The sequence below is a fragment of the Clostridium culturomicium genome (genome assembly GCF_000821305.1).
Taxonomy (GTDB): domain Bacteria; phylum Bacillota; class Clostridia; order Clostridiales; family Clostridiaceae; genus Clostridium_J; species Clostridium_J culturomicium.
The window spans coordinates 98483-122527 of the sequence record NZ_CCXK01000017.1 but is presented as its reverse complement, the minus strand read 5'-3'; the positions used below and the strand labels follow the sequence as shown (position 1 = coordinate 122527).

General features: G+C 32.1%; 20 protein-coding genes, 1 pseudogene, 1 riboswitch and 1 other annotated feature. Of the genes and pseudogenes, 2 read left to right on the top strand and 19 right to left on the bottom strand.

Going from position 1 to position 24045, the window contains the following annotated elements:
- The 14 genes from BN1075_RS13110 to BN1075_RS21185 form a co-directional block, all read right to left on the bottom strand.
- The gene (locus BN1075_RS13110; RefSeq protein ID WP_040193678.1) at positions 1–945 is read right to left on the bottom strand and encodes a type I CRISPR-associated protein Cas7; all 945 of its coding nucleotides are present in this window, start codon (positions 943–945) and stop codon (positions 1–3) included.
- A gap of 1 nt (position 946) precedes the next feature.
- Positions 947–2680: a type I-B CRISPR-associated protein Cas8b/Csh1 gene (gene cas8b / locus BN1075_RS13105; RefSeq protein WP_040193677.1), complete on the bottom strand. Its 1734-nt coding sequence runs from the start codon at positions 2678–2680 to the stop codon at positions 947–949.
- A 12-nt stretch (positions 2681–2692) separates the two neighbouring features.
- A complete protein-coding gene (gene cas6, locus BN1075_RS13100) occupies positions 2693–3385 on the bottom strand; it encodes a CRISPR-associated endoribonuclease Cas6 (protein ID WP_040193676.1) in 693 nt (230 codons plus the stop codon).
- A 365-nt stretch (positions 3386–3750) separates the two neighbouring features.
- The gene (locus BN1075_RS13095; protein ID WP_040193675.1) at positions 3751–4554 is read right to left on the bottom strand and encodes a DUF4839 domain-containing protein; all 804 of its coding nucleotides are present in this window, start codon (positions 4552–4554) and stop codon (positions 3751–3753) included.
- 482 nt (positions 4555–5036) lie between these two features.
- Positions 5037–5435 (bottom strand): helix-turn-helix domain-containing protein, encoded by a 399-nt coding sequence (locus BN1075_RS13090; protein WP_040193674.1) that lies wholly within the window; start codon positions 5433–5435, stop codon positions 5037–5039.
- Between the two features lie 190 nt (positions 5436–5625).
- The gene (locus BN1075_RS13085) at positions 5626–6018 is read right to left on the bottom strand and encodes a DUF3775 domain-containing protein (protein WP_040193673.1); all 393 of its coding nucleotides are present in this window, start codon (positions 6016–6018) and stop codon (positions 5626–5628) included.
- Positions 6019–6068: 50 nt separating this feature from the next.
- On the bottom strand, positions 6069–6668 hold the full coding sequence (locus BN1075_RS21190) for a LexA family protein (RefSeq protein ID WP_081911590.1): 600 nt from the start codon (positions 6666–6668) through the stop codon (positions 6069–6071).
- Positions 6669–6837: 169 nt separating this feature from the next.
- The gene (locus BN1075_RS13075; protein WP_040193672.1) at positions 6838–7512 is read right to left on the bottom strand and encodes an N-acetylmuramoyl-L-alanine amidase; all 675 of its coding nucleotides are present in this window, start codon (positions 7510–7512) and stop codon (positions 6838–6840) included.
- Between the two features lie 224 nt (positions 7513–7736).
- Positions 7737–7955 carry a DUF2922 domain-containing protein gene (locus tag BN1075_RS13070; protein WP_040193671.1) on the bottom strand — a complete coding sequence of 73 codons (219 nt, stop codon included), beginning with the start codon at positions 7953–7955 and terminating at the stop codon, positions 7737–7739.
- Positions 7927–8145 carry a hypothetical protein gene (locus BN1075_RS13065; RefSeq protein ID WP_040193670.1) on the bottom strand — a complete coding sequence of 73 codons (219 nt, stop codon included), beginning with the start codon at positions 8143–8145 and terminating at the stop codon, positions 7927–7929. The genes BN1075_RS13070 and BN1075_RS13065 overlap by 29 nt, the downstream gene beginning before the upstream one ends.
- 110 nt (positions 8146–8255) lie before the next feature.
- On the bottom strand, positions 8256–8480 hold the full coding sequence (locus BN1075_RS13060; RefSeq protein WP_040193669.1) for a DUF1659 domain-containing protein: 225 nt from the start codon (positions 8478–8480) through the stop codon (positions 8256–8258).
- 98 nt (positions 8481–8578) lie between these two features.
- Entirely contained in the window at positions 8579–9088 is a 510-nt protein-coding gene (locus tag BN1075_RS13055) for a sigma factor-like helix-turn-helix DNA-binding protein (RefSeq protein WP_040193668.1), read from the bottom strand.
- Between the two features lie 36 nt (positions 9089–9124).
- A complete protein-coding gene (locus BN1075_RS13050; RefSeq protein WP_040193667.1) occupies positions 9125–9589 on the bottom strand; it encodes an ImmA/IrrE family metallo-endopeptidase in 465 nt (154 codons plus the stop codon).
- A 49-nt stretch (positions 9590–9638) separates the two neighbouring features.
- Positions 9639–10178, bottom strand: a complete 540-nt coding sequence (locus BN1075_RS21185; protein WP_081911588.1) for a helix-turn-helix domain-containing protein — start codon at positions 10176–10178, stop codon at positions 9639–9641.
- A gap of 251 nt (positions 10179–10429) precedes the next feature.
- On the opposite strand from BN1075_RS21185, the gene BN1075_RS13040 reads away from it, so the two are divergent.
- Both BN1075_RS13040 and BN1075_RS20825 read left to right on the top strand, forming a co-directional pair.
- Positions 10430–11173: a phage antirepressor KilAC domain-containing protein gene (locus BN1075_RS13040; RefSeq protein ID WP_042387324.1), complete on the top strand. Its 744-nt coding sequence runs from the start codon at positions 10430–10432 to the stop codon at positions 11171–11173.
- Between the two features lie 42 nt (positions 11174–11215).
- Entirely contained in the window at positions 11216–12136 is a 921-nt protein-coding gene (locus BN1075_RS20825; protein WP_052406542.1) for a hypothetical protein, read from the top strand.
- Positions 12137–12284: 148 nt separating this feature from the next.
- Here BN1075_RS20825 and BN1075_RS13030 read toward each other — a convergent pair whose 3' ends face one another.
- The 5 genes and pseudogenes from BN1075_RS13030 to BN1075_RS13010 form a co-directional block, all read right to left on the bottom strand.
- Positions 12285–13271 (bottom strand): D-cysteine desulfhydrase family protein, encoded by a 987-nt coding sequence (locus BN1075_RS13030; protein WP_040193666.1) that lies wholly within the window; start codon positions 13269–13271, stop codon positions 12285–12287.
- A gap of 235 nt (positions 13272–13506) precedes the next feature.
- Positions 13507–15744 (bottom strand): annotated as a pseudogene (gene helD / locus BN1075_RS13025) (RNA polymerase recycling motor HelD).
- A gap of 326 nt (positions 15745–16070) precedes the next feature.
- Complete coding sequence (locus tag BN1075_RS13020) at positions 16071–16394, bottom strand: hypothetical protein (protein ID WP_052406541.1); 324 nt, start codon at positions 16392–16394, stop codon at positions 16071–16073.
- Between the two features lie 409 nt (positions 16395–16803).
- Positions 16804–18708 carry a threonine--tRNA ligase gene (gene thrS / locus BN1075_RS13015; RefSeq protein ID WP_040193665.1) on the bottom strand — a complete coding sequence of 635 codons (1905 nt, stop codon included), beginning with the start codon at positions 18706–18708 and terminating at the stop codon, positions 16804–16806.
- Between the two features lie 57 nt (positions 18709–18765).
- Positions 18766–18993: a binding site (T-box leader), on the bottom strand.
- Positions 18994–19670: 677 nt separating this feature from the next.
- Positions 19671–23606 (bottom strand): Ig-like domain-containing protein, encoded by a 3936-nt coding sequence (locus BN1075_RS13010; RefSeq protein ID WP_040193664.1) that lies wholly within the window; start codon positions 23604–23606, stop codon positions 19671–19673.
- A 184-nt stretch (positions 23607–23790) separates the two neighbouring features.
- Positions 23791–23969, bottom strand: a riboswitch (cobalamin riboswitch).
- Positions 23970–24045 lie beyond the last annotated feature (76 nt).

Below are 24045 nucleotides of genomic sequence, written 5' to 3'. Positions count from 1 at the left end.
CTACACCTCTTTTTGTGTGAATATATTATATTCCTTTGCTCCTTCAATATTGGATTCTACTTTAGTTGTATATGGATTGAAGTAAATCTCAACATTTTTAATTCTATCTTTTAATGAATTTAACAACTCTGAGCACTGGATTTTAATTATATTTTTATCCTCACCCTTTTCAAACTCAATATACTCTGAAAGAGTCGGTAGGTATAAGTCACTGTCTGTTTCAACAAAAATAGCAAACTCATTCTCACAACCTGCTTTAGCATTGGTTGCAAAGGATGTTGCTGAAACTAATGCTGCTTCTTTAAACTTGTTGTAGTCTTCTTCAGTGTATCCATCAGTAACACTTAGCTCTTTGAATTCTTTATATGCAAGAGGATTTATTGTAAATGGATAGAAATAGTGTGCTTCATTACTAACAATCTTGGTTCCAAGAGTAGAGTTCTTAGCTTCCTCTGAATCAGCATTATCCTTTGAGCCATCTCTAAATGGTGAAAGAATCTGCTGTTCCTCTGGATTTGTACCATCGTATTTGTTAAATCCCTGACCAATCTGTACAGCTCCTGTAATAGATATATTGTTGCCCTCTTCTGCAAAGGTTGCACCAAAGTTTTTAACGTCCACCGCATTAAATAAATTCTTCAAAACCTCTGAAGTATCCTTACATTGCTTCAAGTCCTTTACTCCAAAAATATACTGATATCTTTCCTTTAATGACCTTGGAACTACAGTAACTTCACCCTTTTTCCCCTCAGATAACTTAAGTGATTTTATATAAAGCACCTTATCACCTTTGTTTTCCCACATTTTTTTCATTGGGTACTTTAAGGCTTTATCACTTCCAAAGGTACTTCCATCAGAAGTGGTTTTAGGATACCCTGTAAAATCAGCATTCCAATTAGCCATTTTTGATACTATCCCAATTACTCCATAAACTCTCTTATCCATACTATTTCTCCTCCTTATTTTTCTCATATACTAAATTACTTCTTAGATATCCAGCTAAAATTAAATCTTGATTTACCTTTCCTTCTGGTACATACCCCAGTATCATTCCATAAAGGTTATTAAATCTCTTGGAATTTTTATCTATTGTATAGTTATATTTTAAATAAAGAGCTCTAAGCTTCTCTTTAATAATTTCATTATTCTTCGCATTTACAAATGGATTGGCTAAGGACTGTGGCTTATTCTTACCTTTGCTTAAAGATAAAAAGTAATTTACCAACTGTCCAACTGCAAAATAATATTCCTCATCATTATCAAATTTATCAGTTACCTCAGCATTAATTTTTTTTCTAAGACTTTCCTGCATAATATAAATAACTTCTGCCATTTGAACACCTCCATCAAAATAACTCTTTAAAGACCATCTTAAATTAAATTGATCTTTTGCTTTCTTATAATATCCACTTTCAATTGTTCCCTTCAAAATATTTAAAGAGAGTTTATCTAACAATTTATCAATTCCATTACTATTTCCTTTATAAAGCCAATTAAAGATTCCTTCTCGTCCTAGAAGAAGATTATTCTTTAAAACATTATTAGTTATAGAAATATCTCCTGGATCAGTGAAATAGTTGTTCACTAAATACTTTGAAAAAAATACATTGTCTATAATGCCTTGTATATCAGACCTCTTTTTATATTTACCATACAATTCTCCTGATTTTTCATCCAGCGTATCCTTTAGTACATTATTAAACGAAAAGCTCCTTGCTAAATTAGGTTTATACATTGTAATAACATCATATCCTCGAATCTCAACCTCTTTTCCCTTCTTTAACCTTAAGTATAGGCCTTCAAAGTCCTTGTCTGGAAGTTGTCCATTAGGATATACCTTAATTCCTTCATCATTGATGTAAACATTCACTTTGCCTAGTGTAACTTCATTTAAAAGATAATCAAAAAACTTCTTCTGAAGCATTACTTCCTCGCTATTAATTAAGTATGGTGAAGTTATCTTTCTCGTTTTATTTTCCAAATAAGGTTTTTTAGCATTCATTCCCATATTATCATTAGGAAGTCCCAATATTCCGTCAATTACCTTTACATTGTAATCATTGCTGTTATAAATATTAGGTATAAAATATCGCTTACCTTCCCTAATATAATCTTGTTCATCATACTGAAAGAAAATCTTTAAATAGTCCTTTCCTGTATGTTGTTTACCAATCTCATATACATTCTCTTTAATCCAACATCTTATTTTTTCAAGAAGTTCAATATTAACAGTACCAATTTCTTCTTCCAAAGCCATATATACTTCATGGGACTTTGATTTAGATTTTGGATATTTGAGATAAGGGTCTGCCAATATAGCATAATATCCATCAATTACTTCATCAGTAAGTTTTCCATTTATAAAACTTTCTTTTTTAGCAAAAAAACTGAGGTAATTGTTACTGTGTATTATTTTTTTTCCATCAATGGGCTTATTCATGTCCACAAGCTTACTATTGTAATCATACATACAAATTGAATCAAAGTAGTTACTGCTTCTATCAATGGTTTTAGTTTTCTTATCAAGCTTAATATTTAAAGTATCTACTATTTGAAAAGAATCACCCATTGGAGCAACTATTATATAAGTACCATCGGCAGGTATATAATTATCTAAGATAAGTTTATCTCCTTTGATACCTATCTCTTTTTCAAAAGACTCCAGACATTCTTTTATCATCAAATTCACCTCCTATAGCCATCTATAATTAACGAAACCTAATCCTCTAGGGTTCATCTCTCCAACACCTGTCCCTAATGCCATATATGCTAGTTCCTGGGCAATTTCGTCACTTGAAATAACAATGCTAAGTTTGTCACCAAGTATTCTTCTTCCTTTGTATGTTGTAGCAATTGGCTTTCTATTTTTCATAAGAATAGTTGTATAAAGCTCGAAGTCCTCACTAATTTTCACATTATTATATTGATTGTATTTTTTTATTAAGTTTTCTTTAATACGTCTCTCAAATTCATCAATGCTCAATGAATTCTTCCAATACCCTTTATCTGTCTTTATAATTAAAGGAGTAATACTATAAAGTTTCTCTATTGGCTTCTTTGGTAATATCCTGATTTCACATATCAGCCCTTTTATATAATTGTTATGTTCGTTAGCTAAGTTTGCATTAAAATAATTCGCAAGCTCCTTATCGATGGTTCTTAAATTGATGGTATAAACCTTATCAGCCTTATATATCCCATCTTCCTCCAATGGATAAAAAGAATTAAAACAATAATTTTTAAACTCATTCTCATTGTGAAAACTCAAAAACTCTTCACTTTTTCCTAATGCTAAATCTATAAATTCAGCAATTTTCTCCTGTGAATCCTCAATTGATATATTTTTCAACAAAAACACTTTTAGATTTAACTCAAAAACCTTCATTTAATCACCTCCCTATAATTATTTTACCATATTTTCAAAATTTATGTAGAATATAGCAATTACATCTCATGTTGAAGTTAAACACCAAGTCTAAATTTTAAATATGCATTAACTTTAAATACACCCTGTGTTTTTAATTTTTATATATGTATTAATGATTATTAACATATTTTCAAGTTTATATTCATAATCATTTTTTGTTTATTCAAAATAACTATCAAGATATTGTCTATATTAATCCCTTTCATACCACTTCTAAAACTTAACCACAAAACAAAAACCACATCCTTCTCCGTAAATTATACGGGTCAAATGTGATTTTTTTCTATATAATAGTATTTATTTGTCTAAAACAAAAATATCTTTTATCTTATTTTAGTAGAAATTGGCTTAAGCATGAAAAGTTGTGTGTTATCTTTGTATTCTTTAACTTCAGCAGTAATACGAAGATTTTGTCCAGTACCAATACTGTCCGGTATTTCAGAACCAGTAAGCTTTAAATCAGAAATATTCACATTTTCAAATTTAAAATTAGGTCCAATAGCGGTCATTTCACTATAATCCCCAGCATAAATTAAAATATCATATCTTGTTTTATACTTACTATTATTCATCATGTTTGCTATATTACCATCAAATTCAATAATTTTACCTGCATATTTTTTTGCAAATTCACTTATAATTGGGCTTGCTGGGTCAGGTTCTGTAAGAACAGCTGCCAATTCTTCGTTACTTTCTACAGTTAATATCTCCTGATTACTTTCCAATTGTTTATCTTTGTTTGGTTCTTCAACAATCTCAGAACCTTTGTCTTTAGTAGACTCCTCGTCGCTTTCATCCTCTATTGAAAATGTATGATATGTAATTACTATTTTAGAATCTTTTGAAAAAGTATCATTTGTGTTAAACTGTGTATCTCCATCGATCTCTACTTCTTCAATTTCTCCATCTTTGGTCAACCAACCAGTAATTAAATCATCCAGCACTTTAGTCTCAATATTGGTAAATCCAATCTTTTCTAGTTCAGATATGACTGTTTGATAATTTCCGCCAATTATGTCATCTGAAGATTTACTTACTTTTATCATATTGGGATCCTCTTCTGCAGAACATCCTGAAATACTTATAATTGTAACTATTGAGCATAAGAATAGTAAAAATTTTTTCATAATAACCTCCTTAAATTATCTATATACCTAGAACATTTATTTTCGTAAATTTTCTTAATAATACTCTTTTATTCTGGAATATTATAACATATATGATAGCTATTTCAAATAAATATATTATATTATTTTCAATAAACGTGTAATATTAATTAATTCATCATTATATGAATAATATACAAAATATAATACTTAACCTAAATTCTTTCCAGCAATTGATTGTAGTAAGTTGTAAATTGTGATTGTATCGTAATAAAATTTTCAAAATTCGCATCTTATAAAATTTTATGAAGTATTTCCACTTATAAAACATTGCATATAAATCTAAATATTAATCTTCTGAAATAGCTTACATTATTATCAACCTTATCAATTCCACCATCCACTATTAATTCCTACAAAACAAAAACCACCCCTTCCCCCGTAAAATCTACGACTCAGGTGTTGCTTCTTCTATTACCTTCTTAATATCAACTTAGCGTCTATTATAACTTTAAACTCTTCCTTTCCTTTAACTCTTCAACTATCTCCAGCCATTCTTCTTCACTTACCTTTAACTCTTTTGCAGTTCTTATGGCTTTAGTCACAAAATAATTATCTATTATATAATCTTTAATGTCTGGAGTAACCTCATGTCTATTCTCACCTGCTAAATCCATAATCTTAATTCGTTCTTCTTCAGAAAACTCAAGAATAGTACACATGAGCTCTAGCCTTTCCAAATCAAAGGCATTTCGTCTATTTTTCTCAACATCACTTAAGTATGGAGCAGTGATTCCCATCATTCTTGCCATCTCTCTTAAAGTGATTTTTCGTTGTTTTCTCTTTCCTTCAATGTACTCCCCAAAGTTTAAATGGCTGTACCGCTCTTTCTCTATTTCCATGAAGATCTCCCCCATTTTTCGCCTCAAGCTAATCACCTTTACTCTTGAAGCTCAATATCTTACTTCCTTTAAAATTCTATTCTCAACTTTACCATCTAAAACTTGATTCATAACTTGTTTCAAAACATCTGAATCAAATTTTTCTTCAAAGCTGTAGAATTTCTCAATAGATTAAAAATACATCTTAATCTTAAACAATTTCCAATATCTTCAATCCGTTTCTCAGATATTCATCTAGTTGCATCTTACTTGTTATTTGATCTATAAGAACATCTTTTTCATCCCAATCATTTTCAAATCCTTCTCTTTGCTGCTTAAATATTTCTTCCGGACACTGAGCTTCATCATTAATTTTATCTCTACCTAAATACATAAAAACCATAATATTTTTAATAACTTCGTAGTCTTGTTCTTCTAAATAATTATTTAACGCTTTTTCCTTGTCTGTTACAATAAACAATTCCTCAATGTTATCACATACTTTAACTACTCCGTTTTCCTGATGATTACTTTCATATTCCTCTCTTACGACCTGTGCTAAAGTAATTACATTTTTATATACCTCTATATCATTTTTAAACATAAAGTCACTTCCTTCCCCCGTAAATTCTACGGGTCAACTATGGCTTCAACTCATCTCTTATTCTTCGCATCAAAATAAATCACATTTACCACTCTAAGTATCTCTTCCTTTTCTTCCTCTGATACGACTCCCTCTGTAAACACTCTTTCTAATGCTCTTATTCCATGAAGAGCTTCTTTGTATTTAACCTCACCATATTTGTTTAGTTGATTTTCCTCTTCACAATGTTCATCATTACCGTTAAGCAGCTTATCTAAGGATAAATGAAAAGTTTCAGCTAATTTAACTAAAGTTTCTTCCTTACGAGGTAACATTTCATTGGATTCATAGTAGCCTAAAGTCCTGTCTGATACTCCAATTCTTATACCAAGTTCAGCTTTTGTCATCCCCGCATTTTCCCTTAAGGTTTTAATTCTATCCCCAAATAATATTTCCTTATTTTTTCTATAAATTACTCTTATACTTCTGGGACAGTCATTGCTACGTGAAATATAGCCCCTTTGCTCAAGCCTTTTTAAATAGCCATGAACTGTAGAGGTTGAACTTAAGTTTGCCAATTCCCCAATTTCTCTAATTGTTGGTGAAATTTTTTCCTCCTCTATGTAATTAATTATTATGTCCAGTATTTCCCCTTGCTTTTTGCTCAACATACAATATCACTCCCCAGGAATATTATACCAAACATCTGTTCTTTCATCAACATTTTTATAGAATATTAAAAATATTTCACAAAGCAATAATGTCCACCGCAAAACCTACAGATCAACTATGGTTTAATATTATTAACTTCCCTTTTCTTATATCTTTAATTTTCCTCTGCTATTTCTCTCCTATCATCACAACTGCATCAAACCCTGCTTCCTTTAATCTTTGTATCTGTTTCTCTGCATTTTCCCTATTTGCATAGGACCCTACCATTACTCTGTACAGGGTGTTCACCGTCGGCTTTGATTGTTCCTGTGTATACTTAATTCCTAGCTGCTGAAGGATTGCTGAAGCTAGTGCTTCAATGATTTGCCTTTTCTTTGAGTCAAAAATCTGGTTATCCTTTGAGTTGTCCAGGAAGCCCATCTCTACTAAAATAGCTGGTGCTACGGTTTCTCTTAATACATGGAAATTTTCTCTTTTAACTCCTCTATTACTAAACCCAACAGCAACTAAGGCCTTCTGAATCTTTTCTGCCATTGCTTCAGCCCTTGCTCCAGGATTAAGATATATAAAAGTCTCTACTCCTCTTGCCTGTTCTGGTTTAAATGCATTTCGATGAAATGAAATAAAGTAATCATAGTTACTCTTATTTTCATAATTACTTCTTTCCTTAAGAGTTACTGCTTTATCTGAAGTCCTAGTTTCATCAACAATAACTCCAAATCTCCTTACCTCTGCAGCCACCTTTTTTCCTATATTAAGGACCTCCTCAGCTTCTTTTCTTCCTTTATAAGTTGCTCCTGGATCATTACCTCCGTGTCCATAATCAAAACATAATCTAGCCATTTTTTTCTTCCTCCTTAAATTTAAAACCTATCTTATAACCGCGCCCTCTTTATATGGATGACACCTCCTTCTGCTTCAAAATAAAAGGATGGAGCCCTTAAGGCTTCATCCTCTTTATATGAAACTCCTTCTCATATTCATTCGAAGGAGTAAGTTCCACTTGCCAAATCAAAGATACACTCTGTGGAAGCTCCACTTGCCAAACCAAAGATTTGGAGTGTCACTTACTGAACGTCGTATTCTGTTTCTGTAGTTTCTACTATTACTGCACCAAGCTTTTCAATCAAGGCACCGTTTTTGCTGATAACAGCTCCAGTTGTTAAAACTGAATCCATTATAGCTTCGATTTCCACTTCTGTTACCTCATCTTTAACTGAGTTAACAATAAGATTGAATTTACTCCCTACTTGATCCTTAAAACTCATTACTAGTTTTCTTTCCATGTTCTTCACTCCTTCTTTCAACTATAATTATTTGAAAGCTCCTGACACCCTTTCTTATGTGAAACCATAGCAGGATAATTCTATTCCCTGGGGATTTGTTGTTCACCTGCTTTCTAATTTCACTGAAAACCTTCAGGTAGCTGTTGCATAAATTCAGTAGTTTATCTATTAAGGTGAAAAATTTCTTCATACCTCCACCTCCTTATAGGAAACTACTCTTGGCTGGGCTTTTGATGAGCCTTTCACAGGCTGCTTTTGTCCTTACCTTAAAGGTTCAGGCTCCTGTCCCGCCAAAGTTTTTTACTCCTGCACTAATGAGAAGTCATCAACTCTTTTTAGCTCTACAGGATAGCTAATTAAAACTTCTCCTATAGCTGCACCAACAGCGAATAAGTCCTCATCTGTTGCTGCTTTATTAATTTTTGAGTATTTTTGACTTACGATTTTTGGGGTTCCGTCTAAATTCTGCCCCTTCTCGAATCTTAAAACTAAAGCTGTGCTGTTTTTAATATTTGATACTGCCATGTTTATCACTCCCTTCACTTTTAAATATGCAGAAAGGGTGGGTCAGTGTAATTTTTTTTAATAAAAAAAGCAGCTTCAAACTGCAATTTGAAAAGCTGCTAATTTTTATATTCTTTTGAATTTCTAGGTGAAGCTAAAATCTGTTCCATGGAAAAGTAAAATGCTATATGCTGAAGTGTCTTCTTCCTATATCTATGCAGGGTGCTTTCACTGACGGCTAAGGTTTCTGCCACCTCTCTGTAGTTCCTTCCTTTAAAGTACAGCTGGTCTAAAATCCTCCTGTTCTCATCTGGTAAGAAGGCTATGGCTCTGTCCAGCCTTATAAGCTCATCCTCAGTAGCTTCAATTACCCTGTTCATGGCCCTTAAGTTGTTCCTAGACCGCTTGTCCAAAACTTCGTGATAAATGATGGCAATGGAAGGTATTTTATCACTTATGTAGCTTTTGCTCACCTTTTCCTCTTGTGACTTTTTAAAGGTTAACTCCTCGATAATCTCTTCTTCTGTGAGGGCTCTTTGACTTTCCACCATTCTCTTCAATTCCTTAAGCTGCTGGTTTAAAGCCTGCCGATTTTTTAAAAGATACTCCACATAGCTGCTAGAATCCATAAATAATCACCTTAACCTTTTTTTAAATTTTATATTTCAACTAAAGTTTTGATTCCTTTTCCTTAAGACTTCCTCATACTTCATGTTTATCATATCTTCTGGCATCCCTGTTACATCAGAAAGTTCTTTTATGGTTCTGCCCTCATTGCTTCTAAAAAACTCTTCATCAATTAAAAGCTCCACTGCAAAGAAATTACTTTCATATTCAAGAACCTGCGGCTTTTCATAGATATTCCTTTGTCTTACAAAGGCTGCTTCATCATTATGAACAGTGGCATGCAACAGCTCATGAGCTGCCACAAAGGGTTTTTGGGCCTCATGAATTTTTTCATTGATGATGATGGCCCCGCCTTCACTGCACTGAACGAAGTATCCAAGTATCCTCTCTGACAGTGGGAAATGAAATATCGCAATATCTTTTTCTGCTGCTATCTCATAGGGATCTCTTGTGTTGCACTGCTGAACTAACTCTTTAACATGATTAACTATATATTTCTTCAAAAGCATACACTCCTTACAATTTTTGAAATATGATCTTAGTCCATAGGTTTTATTGCTCCTCATCCTTCTGTTGTTTTCTTTTTAAATTCTTTTGCTTTAAGCCTCTTATTGCAAACTTTAAGGATTCCTCCAGTTCTTCTAAGGCTTCTCCATCTAATGGAGCTCCATTAAAGAATAATGGTCCCCCATTGTTGGAATAAAACTTCTGCATGAGAACATTTAATTCCTCCGTTATATCATCCTCTACAGCTATGTCTTCCTTTTCCCCGGAAATAGCTTTCTCATTCTGAATTGATGCCTTTTCCTCCATAGGTGTTACAGGCTTAATTACATTTTGTAATAATTCTTGTTTATCTTTACCTGTCATTGGCTCCTTTTGCACATCCGGCTCCTCGTCAGTGTCCAAAAATTCATTGATGCTTACATTCAATGCCTTTGAAAGTATACTTAAAGTCTCTAAGGTCATTTTTCTTTTCCCATTCTCAAGTTTACTAATGGTTGACTGAAGCATGCCACAAAGTTCTCCTAGCTCCTGTGTTGTAAGGTTTCTTTCTTTTCTTAAAGCTTTAAGCTTCTCCTGAGGTGTCATCCTTATTCCTCCTTTATCTCCTATGTTCAAAATCCTATATGCTATGTATCTATCTTAAAACCATAAATTGTATTTTATTCCTTTTAATCATAACTTTTATGTATTAATCTGTCAATAGATACATATAATATTTTTTATAATTTTTATTACGTTTTGTAATTTATTCTTGCATATTTTATAATGAACTATTATAATTTTATTGTAAAATAATTACACAATTAAATCAATTTGTAATAAAGGAGTGTTTATTTATGCAAGATATCTTTACAACCTCAAACCTTTTACAAAATCCACTTACCATCTTCCATAGTGATGAATTTGGGGAAGTTAGAACCTTAGAAATTAATGGCCAGCCTTGGTTTATTGGAAAAGACATGGCAGAAATCCTTGGTTACGCAGATACTAACCAAGCCATCCGAATCCATGTTGATGAAGAAGATACCCTGATCCATCCAATTCTCACCGCTGGAAAGCTTAGAAATATGACCATAATAAACGAAAGTGGAATTTACAGCTTAATTCTACGAAGCTCCCTACCAAAGGCAAAGGCCTTCAAAAGATGGATAACATCTGTAATAATTCCCTCCATTAGAAAAAATGGCATGTTTGCTACAGAAGATCTTTTAAATAATCCCGAAATGCTGGTTCAGGTTGCCTCAAGGCTTCAAGAAGAGCGAAATGCAAGGCTTAAAGCAGAACAGCAGCGTAACCTGCTTATTCACCAAGATAAGCTTTTTACCACCACAGAAATTGCCAAAGAAATAAACTTCACCAGCGCTTTAAAGCTAAACCTGCTCCTAGAGCAAATGCAGATTCAATACAAGTGCAACAACTGCTGGGTACCAACAGCAAAATACGCTCCTTTAGGATATACAAGCCTTAAACAATCCCTATTAGAAAACGGAGAAGTGGTATATAACCGTATGTGGACCGCCAAGGGCAGAGAGTTCTTATTAAACTTGCTTAAAGAAACTGGAATTTATTCAGGTAATTAAAGCTCATAAGTAAACTATAAAAATATTTAGGAGGTAACAAACATGGAACAAGGATGGATAAAACTTCACCGCTCTATCTATAATCACTGGCTTTGGAAGGAGGACACTAAACTAAAATGGTGGATAGACCTTTTACTAATGGCAAACCACACTACCAAAAAAATTCTCCTTGGAAATCAGTTAATTGAAATTCCAAGGGGCAGCCTTCACACCTCTGTGACAAAGCTCACAGCCCGCTGGCAGGCAGATAAAAAAACAGTGAAAAGATTCCTGGACTTACTTCAAAAGGATTCCATGATTTCCTATACCACCACCTCCAAAGGAACCACTATCAACATATGTAACTACAATGATTTTCAGGATTTTAGAAAAGCTGAATCCCCAGGGGACGCCCCTGCTATGTACCCTGAAGACGGACAAGCTACATCACCACCCCCAACCCTTGCGGTCGCGCCAAAAGATGGCACAGTTTCTTCCACCACTGCTGCCTCTGAAAACCCATCAGGTCAAGACCCAGCCTTGTCCACACCAACTCCCCTTGAAAGTCCCCACTCTGTGGACAATACTATCACCACCCCAGTGGTAAACCCAGAGGTAACCACAAGGGACACAAACAATAATGTTAATAATAACAAGAATTTTAATAATGCTAATAATGGGGAAGAAAGAGAAGAAGGGAATAAAGATCCCTTATGCCCAGAGGCTCCCGAAGGCCCTTGTGCAAACACAACTACCAAACTTCCTCCCCCTTCCTTCCCAACGCCACTGCATAAAAAAATCCATAACACCCTTGGAGACATAGCCTACAGAACCTGGTTCATGGATGCTGATATAGCCTCCACTGAAAGAGTTGCCACACTGCAGGTGGATTCCCCTTTCAAACGGGATGTAATCAACACAAAATTTAGAGTCCAGCTGGGAAGGATTTTGGGGAAAATAGTGGAGATTAAAAGTTCCTGGTGAAAGCCTTTCCCCTGGCAATGTCTAGCACCTAGAAAACCTAATATTTCACTAGGGTTACACCAAAAATAATTATGTCTAGGATTAATTTGCAATAAAAAATAGGTATGCTAGATTAAAAATCTCCATACCTATTTCCCTTATTAACTCCCTAATCCTCAAATAACTCTCTTACAGGAAACGCTCCATACAATCCACCGGTGTGAATAAATAATACATTTCCAAGGTTCTCAAGGTTTCCTTCCTTTAATTCACTGCTTAAGCCATATAAGCCTTTTCCTGTGTACACAGGGTCTAAGATGATTCCCTCTGTTCTCGCAAAATGCTTTATAAACTCTATTTCCTCTGGTCTGCTAAGGGCATAGCCTCGTCCAACATACCCATCAATTATATTAATTTCTTCTCTATGAAGCTCTACATCAAGGCCTAAATACTCTTTGCTATCACCCATTATTTCATATATCCTATCTTTAAAGAAGTCAGCAGTATCACATACGTTTACTCCTAGAATCTTCTTATTAAGGTTTAGCACTTTATTAGCTAGCTGTAACCCTGCATAGGTTCCACCAGAACCTACTGCTATTACTATTGTATCAAAGACTATTCCTAGCTCTTCCTCCTGGCTTTTTATCTCCTCCATACATTTAAAGTAACCAAAGTTACCGATGTAATTTGAAGCTCCTTCTGGGATTATATAAGCTTTGTCACCCTTTGCCTTATACTCTTCCTGAATCTTTTCCATTATTTCTTGTCTTTCATTCTTATATTCCTCAGCACTTATGATTCTCACATCAGCACCAAGGACCTTATCTATGAAGTAATTACCATCAGGCTTTACCTCTGGATCATTGCTTCTAAGGACTAAAACTGATTTCAAACCTAGTCTTGCTGCCACAGCTGCCGTTGCTCTACAGTGATTAGACTGAATTCCACCACAGGTAATTAAGGTATTGCACTCCTTATCTAAAGCCTCCTGCACTGCAAATTCTAATTTTCTCACCTTATTTCCTGAAAACTCTCCTCCGGTGAAATCATCTCTCTTAATATAAATGTTAGCTCCAACTTCCTTTGAAAATCTACTTAAATATTCAATCCTGGTAGGTAAATTTGCTAAAGCTACATGGTTTGGTAATTTCATATGCTAACCCTCCTAGAAATTATAAAAATATTAAATATCAGTGTAAAACACAACTCCACTGATAATATCTACACCATATCTTCCATAAATATTCTCCTTTAATAATACTATACCTTCTTTCTAATTCAAAATTCAACTGCTCCTCAACATTAGGTTATCAAAAAAATAAGCCCACCCGTAATTTCTATGGGTGAAGACTTATTCCTATTCTGTCTACTAAAATATAGCCTTATTTTCAATTTATTAATGATGATGCCTTCCCCATATAAAATATTTCTAAAACATGGAGAGCCCTGGTGCAAGCGGTGTAAAGAAGCAATCTATCCTCTTCATCCTTATACCTTAAATAGCTGGCATTATATATCATAACCACATCAAATTCCAAACCCTTAGCAAGATAGGCAGGAATGACTAAAATATCATTTTCATACTCATCATCTTCACTAACAATGATTTTAGCATTAAGCCTATCCTTCAGATAATTGTAAACTCCCTTTGCTTCTTGAGCATTCTTTGTTATTATTCCTATGGAATTATGCCCTTGCTCCTTATAAACTTTTACCTTTTCAACTATCCTTTTATTTATATCTTCTTCACTTATAAAGCCATTTAATTTGAGACACTCTCCCCGTCTTTCCACGTATTCATTATTAATTTCATCACTTAATATTCTTCGTGAAAATTTAGTTATCTCCATGGTTGACCTATAACTTTTAGTTAAATTTATTATGGAAGTATTCTCAGGTTTAAATATATCTACAACATTACTATAACTTCCCATATTCATATAAGGGTTAATAGATTGGGATATATCACCCAGGATTGTTTTGTTTGCTTTATTAAATAATTGATTAAAAACTTCATATTGTAATGGTGTGTAATCTTGAGCTTCATCAATAATTACATACTTTACTTCTTCTGTTTTTGGAATGCCGCCTACAGCTCCTCTTATAAATAATAAAGCTATTTGATCTTCATAATTTATCTTTTTACCTTTTAAGTTCTCTAGGGTATATTTTTTAATCTCTTCAATACTTTCATTATCATATTTAATATTTGCCATTTTTAAGAAAACTTCTATGTCTTCATAAAAAGCCTTATAGCAATCCATCAAATCAAATTTAGTTTTTTCCTCAATTTCATTAACTATAGTCTTAATTTCTCTACTCACTAAGGCTTTACTTAATTTCACTATTTCATCCTGTTCTAAATATTCATCTGATTCTTGTACTTCTGTCATTGCTTTATTAACTAATGCTCTTTCATAAGGCTCTAGAAGATATAGAATTCTTTGCTTTAACTTTTCTAATCTTCTCTTAAGAGGAAGATTTACATAGTCCTTATAAAGCAACTCCTTCATTTCCTCTGCTGAAATTATAGTTTTTCCTCTTAAAGTAATATCTTCAAAGCCTCTGTCCATGGTTTCTAAGTATTCTGTATATACCCTTAATAATTTAACAAACTCCACCGAAGACTTGAACCTTAAACTCTTGACTCTAATAGGATATGCCTGCTCACTTTCATCGCCCAAAATATTCTCCATCACTTCACAATAATCTTCTTTCCCAGCTATATCCTTCAAAACATCATGCATATATTCTTTAAAGGTAGTTTGCAGCATATTATCTTCCCCCAACTGAGGTAAAACATTGGAAATATAGTCATTAAAAATATTATTAGGCGAAAATATCACTATATTTTTAGCTGTTATAGTATCACGATGCTTATATAATAAATAAGCAATCCTATGAAGAGCAACAGAAGTTTTCCCACTTCCTGCTGGCCCCTGAACAATTAAATTTTTATATTTTTCGTTACGAATTGCTTTATTCTGCTCCCTTTGAATCGTAGTTACAATAGCCTTCATCTTATTGTCACTACTTTTACTTAATATATCCTGCAGCACCTCATCATCTATTTTTATATTACTGTCAAACATATACTCAATTTCGCCATCATGAATTTTATATTGCCTTTTCATTGATATTTTGCCATTGATGATCCCATCAGGACACTTATAATAAGCTTCTCCGATTTCATAATCATAAAACATACTGGAAACTGGAGCTCGCCAATCATATATAAGAAAATCAAAATCCCCATTAATTAAGTTAGAAATTCCAATATAGTACTTCTCAGCTGTTTCTTCTCCATCTTCCTGAAAATCCATTCTTGCAAAGTAAGGAGATAAAAGCATATTCTCATATTTATCAATTAATTTTCGTTCAAACTCATGGCTTCTCTTTTGAACCTTCATGGTATTAATAAACTGCATGAAATCTACAATATGCTGCAGGCCATTTTCCACTGAAACAGCTCCAACATTTTCCCACAATTCCCTTTGTGTCTCAATTGCCTCTTTTTTTTAATTTTCTTTAGAACTTCTCTTTTCTTCTAATTGTGTTCTTACCTCCTCAAGTATCTTATTTAACCATTCTTTTTCTACTAGCCATTCAGATTGATTTATTGACAAAATATCTCCCCCTTGTGATGATCATCAGCATCTTTAAATTAATATTGAAATTTTATCACAATCACCTAAAATTACCAGTCTGTAAATAATTTGCTACATATGCTATAATTAAAGTAGAAGGATAGAAGATTAAAGTTTCTTAACTTATAAATAGAAAAAAGTGAGACGTTCCATTTTTATGGAGCTTCTCACTTTTTATTATTAAGCTATGCTAGAGATAAATGTTGATAATACAGCAAAAATTAAGAGGACTGCTTGTGCCTCTTTTCACAATATATGAATATTGCGAATGAATATATGTGAAGTGTCTATTTTGTCTTTCCTAATTATTTATCATCCTTGTTAGGGCATGCTTCATTTACATAGTCCCAATATTCTCCTGGAGTTAATGGTTTTGGTTCAGTAATCATTTCTGCTACTTTTGCAAGTTCTTTGATTTTATTACGAAGCATTGGTTGTAAGCAACAAGGTACATGATCTTGATTAACTCTATGTAAAAGAACACATTCAAAACACTTTCCATGCCACTCACACTTTATTTTAGGGCATGTACAGTGCCTATTCTTCTCTGTTTTTATCATTTCCCTACATTCTTTTACTATTTCAAGATACTTTTCCTTTTTCTCATGGCTAATTTCAACACATTCCATAAAAATTACCTCCATTAATATTTAGGTTTGTCTTATTTTAACAGTCAATTAAAATTATAATATAAAAATACCAATATGACGTAATATAATACGATTTAGAATTAGATTATGAATATACTTTACCAAATTGTACATATTTTGTATATATTTTAAAATTATATGTGTAAAATACTTGAAGATTCATATATACGTTTGACCTATCAGGTGATAAGTTAAAAAAAGTGGCTATGGATAAAATATAAGGCTATCATCAAGTTGATTTCTATCCCTTGATGATAGCCATTTTTATTATATAGGAAACTCACTACTCACATACCTTTGTAGGAGTAACTTTCACTAGGTAAATCAAAGATTTAGAGTGTCAGTTAATTTCCAATTTATGGATTTATATATCTTCTTTTTACTTCCTTCAGTTCTTATTTGCTACTTCCATCTTTATTCTATATATAAAATCATCTAAGTTCATATTTCCTTCATCACCATTCTCACGGCTTCTCAATGATATATACTCGCCCTCTTGCTCTTTTTCTCCAAGGACAATTATATAAGGAACTCTTTCATTTCTGGCTTCTCTTATTTTATAGCCTATTTTTTCAGTTCTTGAATCTACTTCAACTCTTATGCCGCTGCCCAACAATTTCTCCTTAACACTATTAGAATACTCAAGGAACTTATCTGAAATTGGGAGTATCTTAACCTGAACTGGAGCTAACCAAGTTGGGAATTTCCCTGCAAAATGCTCTGTTAATATCCCAATAAATCTTTCAATACTTCCAAAAATAACTCTATGAATAACTATTGGCCTATGCTTTTCACCATCACTACCAATATAGTCTAATTCAAACCTTTGAGGCAATTGAAAATCTAACTGAATAGTTCCACACTGCCATGTTCTGTCTAAGCTGTCTTTAAGATGAAAGTCTATTTTAGGGCCATAAAAAGCTCCATCCCCCTCATTGATTATATAAGGTAATTTTAATTCATCTAAAGCTGCTTTAAGTGAACTTTCAGCCATTTCCCAGTCTTCGTCACTTCCCATAGAATCTTCAGGCCTTGTTGACAGTTCTACATTATACTTAAATCCAAAAGTTGAATATACCTCATCAATTAAATTTACTACACCTTTAATTTCAGCTTTAATCTGCTCTGGAATCATAAAAATATGAGCATCATCCTGAGTAAAGGCTCTTACTCTCATTAGTCCGTGTAAAGCACCTGAAAGCTCATGTCTGTGAACTCTTCCAAGCTCTCCCATCCTCATTGGAAAATCTCTGTAGGAATGTGCCTCTGTTTTATAAACAAGCATTCCACCTGGACAATTCATGGGCTTTAATGCAAATTCCTCTTCATCAATCATTGAAGTATACATATTTTCCTTATAATGCTCCCAATGGCCTGAAGTTTCCCATAACCTTTTATTAAGCATTATTGGTGTTTCAATTTCAACATATCCAGCTTTTTCATGCAGTTCTCTCCAATAATTTATTAAATTATTTTTAAGGACCACGCCCTTAGGCAAGAAAAATGGAAATCCAGGTCCTTCCTCCACAAAAGTAAATAGCTTTAACTCTTTTCCTAATTTTCTATGATCTCTCTTCTTAGCTTCTTCAATATTATCTAAATAAGTTTTTAAAAGCTCTTTACTTGCAAAGGCTACTCCATAAATCCTTTGAAGCATTTTATTTTTTTCATTGCCCTTCCAATAAGCACCTGCAACACTTGTTAATTTAAAAGCTTTTATATTATTAGTTGATAGTAAATGAGGTCCTCGGCAAAGATCTATAAAATCTCCTTGCTTATATAAGGATATTGTTTCATCCTGTGGAAGCTCTTTTATAAGCTCTACCTTATATGGCTCATTTCTTTCTTCCATGAATTTTATAGCTTCTTCCCTGGTTGCTTCAATTCTAAGAAAACTTAAATTACTTTGGATAATTCTATTCATTTCCTTTTCAATATTCTCTAAATCCTCATTATTTAAAGGATTCTCCATATCGAAATCATAATAAAATCCATTTTCAATTGATGGTCCTATTGCGAGCTTTGCATCCTTATAAATATTCTTAACAGCCTGAGCCATCACGTGGGAGGTAGAATGTCTCATAACCTCAATTCCAACTTCATCCTCAAAGGTTATAATGTTTACCTCATCATTATCATTTAACTTATGACTTAAATCCACTAAGGTGCCATTTACTTCACCTACTACCGCAGCCTTTAAAAGCTTTTTGCTAATTAAGCCTGCTAAGTCTAAAACACTTGAATTTTCCATGACTTCTTTAACTGAGCCATCTTTTAATTTTACCTTTAACATTTCATTCTACCTCCTTTTTTAATTTTAAATTTAAATATAAAAAACATCCCTCCCTGGTATTGGGACGAATGTTATCTACGTGGTTCCACCCAAATTGAATTATAAAACTCAATTCATCTCTAAAAGTGTTATGGATCTTCACCCATGGCATTTCTCATTTTATTGATACTAAACCATAACTCCAGGGTAGTTTTCTTATAGACATATTTAAAAGTGCTTTCAGCCTATGACACTTTCTCTCTTTAAACTGTATCCTATAATACTCTTTCCTATCAATGTTTATCAATATTATTTCACTTATAATACCAAAATTAAACATTGTTTGCAATAGAATCTTTCATTTATTAATATATCCTCACTTATCTTTTATATTAAGTCAACACTAACTAAACCCCAACTAATTTTTAGTCTAAAAAAAGACCCACCCGTAAATTCTACGGGTCAGGTCTTCTTCCTTGTTTAATCCATCTTCCTTTGATTTTCAACTCTACTTTTAGTTTAACTTATTAAATTTTTCATCTCTTTGGATAACTTATTAAATTCTTTTTCAATTTCATTATATTTTGGAATTGACATCCCCTTGAAGTTATAACTTACTATCCTCACAGTAATTTAAATTTTACACTCCTTATCTAGCAATTATTTGAATATTCCAAATATATACTATTAAATTTTATATTTTATGAAAATAAATACTAATTTTTTATAAGTATACAGTTTTCAAAAAAATTCTTATTCTAAAACTGTATGTAAAATAAGTAGATAAAATATTGCTTATACCTTATTATTTAAAACTATAAAAAGCCTTAGGAAAGTAATACTAAATCCCAAGGCTATAATCATTTATTTGTGATGCTATTTATTGTTATTAATTCTAAACTCAAAAACTTCAATAAACACATATATAGTGTGAAATTATTTCTGTAAATAGCTTTCTATGATAAATACTCACTTAATCTTAATTATGCTCTTTTTTTAATTACTGCTAAAGCCCCAGCTACTAGTATTAAAAGTGCCACTATAACTGCTATTTTACTAGTGATTTTAGCTGTTAATTTGCTTTCATTTTTATCTTCAGCTTTCTTTTCTTCTTTAGCTTCACTTTTATTTTCTTTAGTTTTAATTTGTTCTTCAGTTTTATTACTTTCAGGAGCCTTTTCACTCTTTTTAGCAATATCTACATTAGTACTTTGACTTACTTCATTTGATGTTTTATTTTCTAATTTATTTGCAGTAGTTATTGCTCCACTGCTTAGCAGTTGGTTATATATCGGATTTTCCTCACTACTATTTTGCGAAGCTCTTTCTCCTTTTACATTAATAAATCCATCCTTTGAAGTATTCTTCCCAATAGACTCTGATAAATTGTTATTAGATTCTTCTTTTTTTGTTTCAGTAGAGCCTGTACTATTATTACTATCTTCCTTTGAGGATTCATCTTTATTATTATCTTTATTGTTGTCTTTATCTATATCCGCATTTTTGTGCTCTTCATCTTTTGGCTCTTTCTCAATACTTTGTAACTTAACCTCAAAGTTAGTTGGTATTATCTTTTCATCACCTAAGGATATTTTTAAAGTTCTATCCGCTAAGTTTTTTTGTTGTAATATTATTTCACCATTATTATCAGTTCTATAATTTTCCCCATTTATTATTACAAGTTGATTTTTTAAAGCTCCTTCAATACTATAAATTTTTAATATTACTTCATCTTTATTTTCTTTATATTCAAGCTTAGGTAATATCTTTTTAGTATTTTCTAAAGCTATTTTAAAATTAACTGGTACTATTAATATACCACCCTTTTCTTCATGTCTTTCTCCAATATAAATCTCTAATATATCACCATTTATTTTTTTCTTTTCTAAGTTTATTTCGCCCTTATCATCAGTTATATAATCTTCTTTATTTATGATAACAAGCTTATTTCCTGCTACTCCATCTGAAACAGAGAATTTCAAATTAACCTCCTCATCATTTATACTATATTCTAGTTTAGGAAGCTTAGTTGTGATATCAACACCAGTATAGTCAGACATGAAAAATACTACTTCATCATACTCCATATTTCCATCTTTATCTTTTAACCCGTTAAAATTGTCCATTGATACCATAGGCATATTTATAGTACTATCCTTAACTAAAGCATAGCACCAACCATAGTTATCACCTTGAGAGGCACCTAATATTGAAGTTACAAAATATCCTAAAGATCCTTTACTTTCCCCTTCAACACCATCGCAGCCTGCAGAAAGTTTTAATAAATCTAAAACATTCCCTATTCCATCGCCTACTGGAACATCTTGATCAAGTAAAGTTTTATCTCTTCCTTCAACCCTTACTCTAATATCACTTTTAGCATTTTTATCGATTATAAACCTTAAAGTTTCGCTGCTCTTATTTCCATTTTCATCAATGGCTTGCACCACTAAAGTGTAAATTCCTGACTGAGAAATTTTCTCTCCTTCAAAAGGCTTATCATTTAATATTGCAGTCCAGTTATTTCCCTTTGTTGAAGTTATTTTTACATTTACATCCTTTCTATACAATTCATTATTTTTAATACCTTCAATCGTGATAACTGGTGGATCTTCCTCCTCCATTTCTAGTGAAGATTTAAATCCAAATATAGATTCTTTAGTATATAACTCTGTAAGTGCTGCAAATCCATAAGAAGTACTTTCATCATAAGTAACTTCACCTTTACCATTTGTAAAGCCACCTATTTTTTCTTCATATTTTAATTTCGTAGCTCTATATTTTAATAAATTATCTACTAAGTTTTTACCCTCTTTATTAGTGAAACTTTTTCGCATTGGATTTATATTATTTGCAACTAAAGCTTCAATTACCATACTTATAGCTCTAGGTTCCATTCTGCTGTTTAGAGCAACATTATTATTGAAGTCATTTTTTAGTTCCATAACTATTTCTTTTGTAATTTTATCTATTTCATTAGTTCTTTTACATCCAGCTAACATAGTTATGAATACAGCTTTGCTTTCTGCATCACTGAACGAATTCACATTATATTTTCCACTTTTATATAATTTAATAACTCCTTCTACAGCAGCCTCCTTATCATATTTACCGTCACATAAATCTAATGCTAATACTACATAACTTTGATAAGCTAAGTTAGTTTTATCTAAATCATTTTTAACAAATAATCCTTTATCTTGTCCTTCTTTAACTTGAGAATATACTAACTCTTCTAATAAATTTCTTCCATTATAGTTTGTGAAATCTCTATTTGAGCCTTTTAATGCAAATAATGCCCTAGCATAATCATAACAAGTTGCAAGATTTCTGCTTATATAAATCCTCTTATCTACTGAAAATTTATTTAAAGCTAAAGGAGCTATCCCCTCAACAGAAACTTGCTCTTTATAATGAACTAAAAGTTCATCTATTTGTTTTTTTACTAAAGCTTCTTGATCTTTAGTTATTTCATCTAACCCTAAACTCTTAGTAACTTGAATTTTAATTGATGTAGAAACTAATTCATTATCTTTAGCATAGGCTTTTATATTTACAAATCCTTCACCTTTTCCATATACTATTCCACTTGCATCGACTACTGCAACCTTTTCATTATCACTTTCAAAGATAACTTCTGAATCTTTTACATCATCCCCATCTTCATCTAGTATTAAAATACTTAATGCAGTATTATCATTAATCTTTAGTGGCAACTCTTCTTCATTTACTTTTATTTCAATAGTACTTGCCTTAGGTGAATATGCCTCTACTTCAATTGAAGTTCTTATATCATTATGTTCCTTTAATGCAACTTCTATTGTGGCAACGCCCTCTTTAAGCGGTAATATTTTATCATTACTTATTGCAATAATGCCTTCATCACTGCTTTTTAATACCACATCCTTTAGTGCCATTAAATCTCCGTTATTATCATAAACTTGAAAATCTAATTCCTTCTCCTTTCCAATTTTGCATTTTATTCTTTCTTCATTAAACTTAACGCTCTTTGGATAAACAGTTTTGTACTCTTGAAAATACATTGATGGTTCACTTTTATATTTAAAGTTATAGTAATCTACAAGAGCGGCTAACTTTGATACTCTTTCACTTTCATTTCTGATTTCAAAATCTCTTAATCCATCTAATAAATTTTCACCTTCATCAGTCCATTCTTCTGAAGTTGGATCTTCCCCTAATGCTACAAGAGCTTGAATCGTAAATGAGTTGTAAAATATATCCTGCTCAGTTTCACATCCAAAATCATCACAGTACTCCCCTGTAATTTTTCCTTCTGTATTACAATATTGCAATTTTTCCTTTACCTTGTTTATATATTCCTCTCCGTTGTCGAAAGCTTTTAAGGCTATAAGTGAAAGACAAAGAGATTGTATTGAATTACTGTCAGTTCCATCAATTTCTTTGTCTATATAATTACATAAAACCCTAAAGGCTAACTCCTTATCATAATCTGCCTTAACCATATTTAAAGCTATAATTCCAAGAGATGTACCCTTTAAATCTAAATCCACTCTCATTACTTCTGCAGCTTCATCTAAAATGAAACCCTTTTCATCCAAGGAATCTTTGAGCTCATTAACATATCTTAAGTTTTCATCCTTGGTAAAGTCCGCCTTTGATGCAAATAATTTCATTATATTTTGGCAATATACTAATGGTCTCTTAGTATTACCTAAATATAAATTATTTATATCTATTGGTTCATCTAGTGCTCTAAAAGTTAAATATCTCAAATAATCTACATCACTATCATCTGATATTTCTTCCCTTATACTATTAATCTCCTTTAATAAAGCTTCTTCTTCACCTTCAAAAGCCATGGCATTAAATGGTACTATAAAATTTACTAAAAGTAAAAATATCAAGAAAATACTCATTAACCTAAACTTCTTCTTCAAAAGAAATCCCTCCCCAAAATAAATATATAAAAATAGTTTTAAATTCACTTTTTCTTTTCACCTCCGCAAAATATTTATTAAAAACTATTTATAATCATAAATAAAAAAAGTCTCTTAGTAAAAACTAAGAGACTTTCCCATTTTAAGCCGTCAAAATCTTGCTTTTCATATTCCCCCTGAAAAACATAACTAGTAAATTAAGGCAGGTCTCCTGACTTATGCATCTTCCTCATCTTTACCTTCCCATAAAATTTACAGTGGTTTATTATAGACTTGTCCGCAAATACAGTGGTGGGTCCGTGTGGGATTTAAACCCACTTTCCTATTCTCCTTTTTAAAGGCACCTTAACTTTATATTCAATTTTTTAAATTTTTATATGAAACATTTTTAATATATTGTAACAAACCTAAAACAAAAAGTTTTTTAGAAATTGTTTTC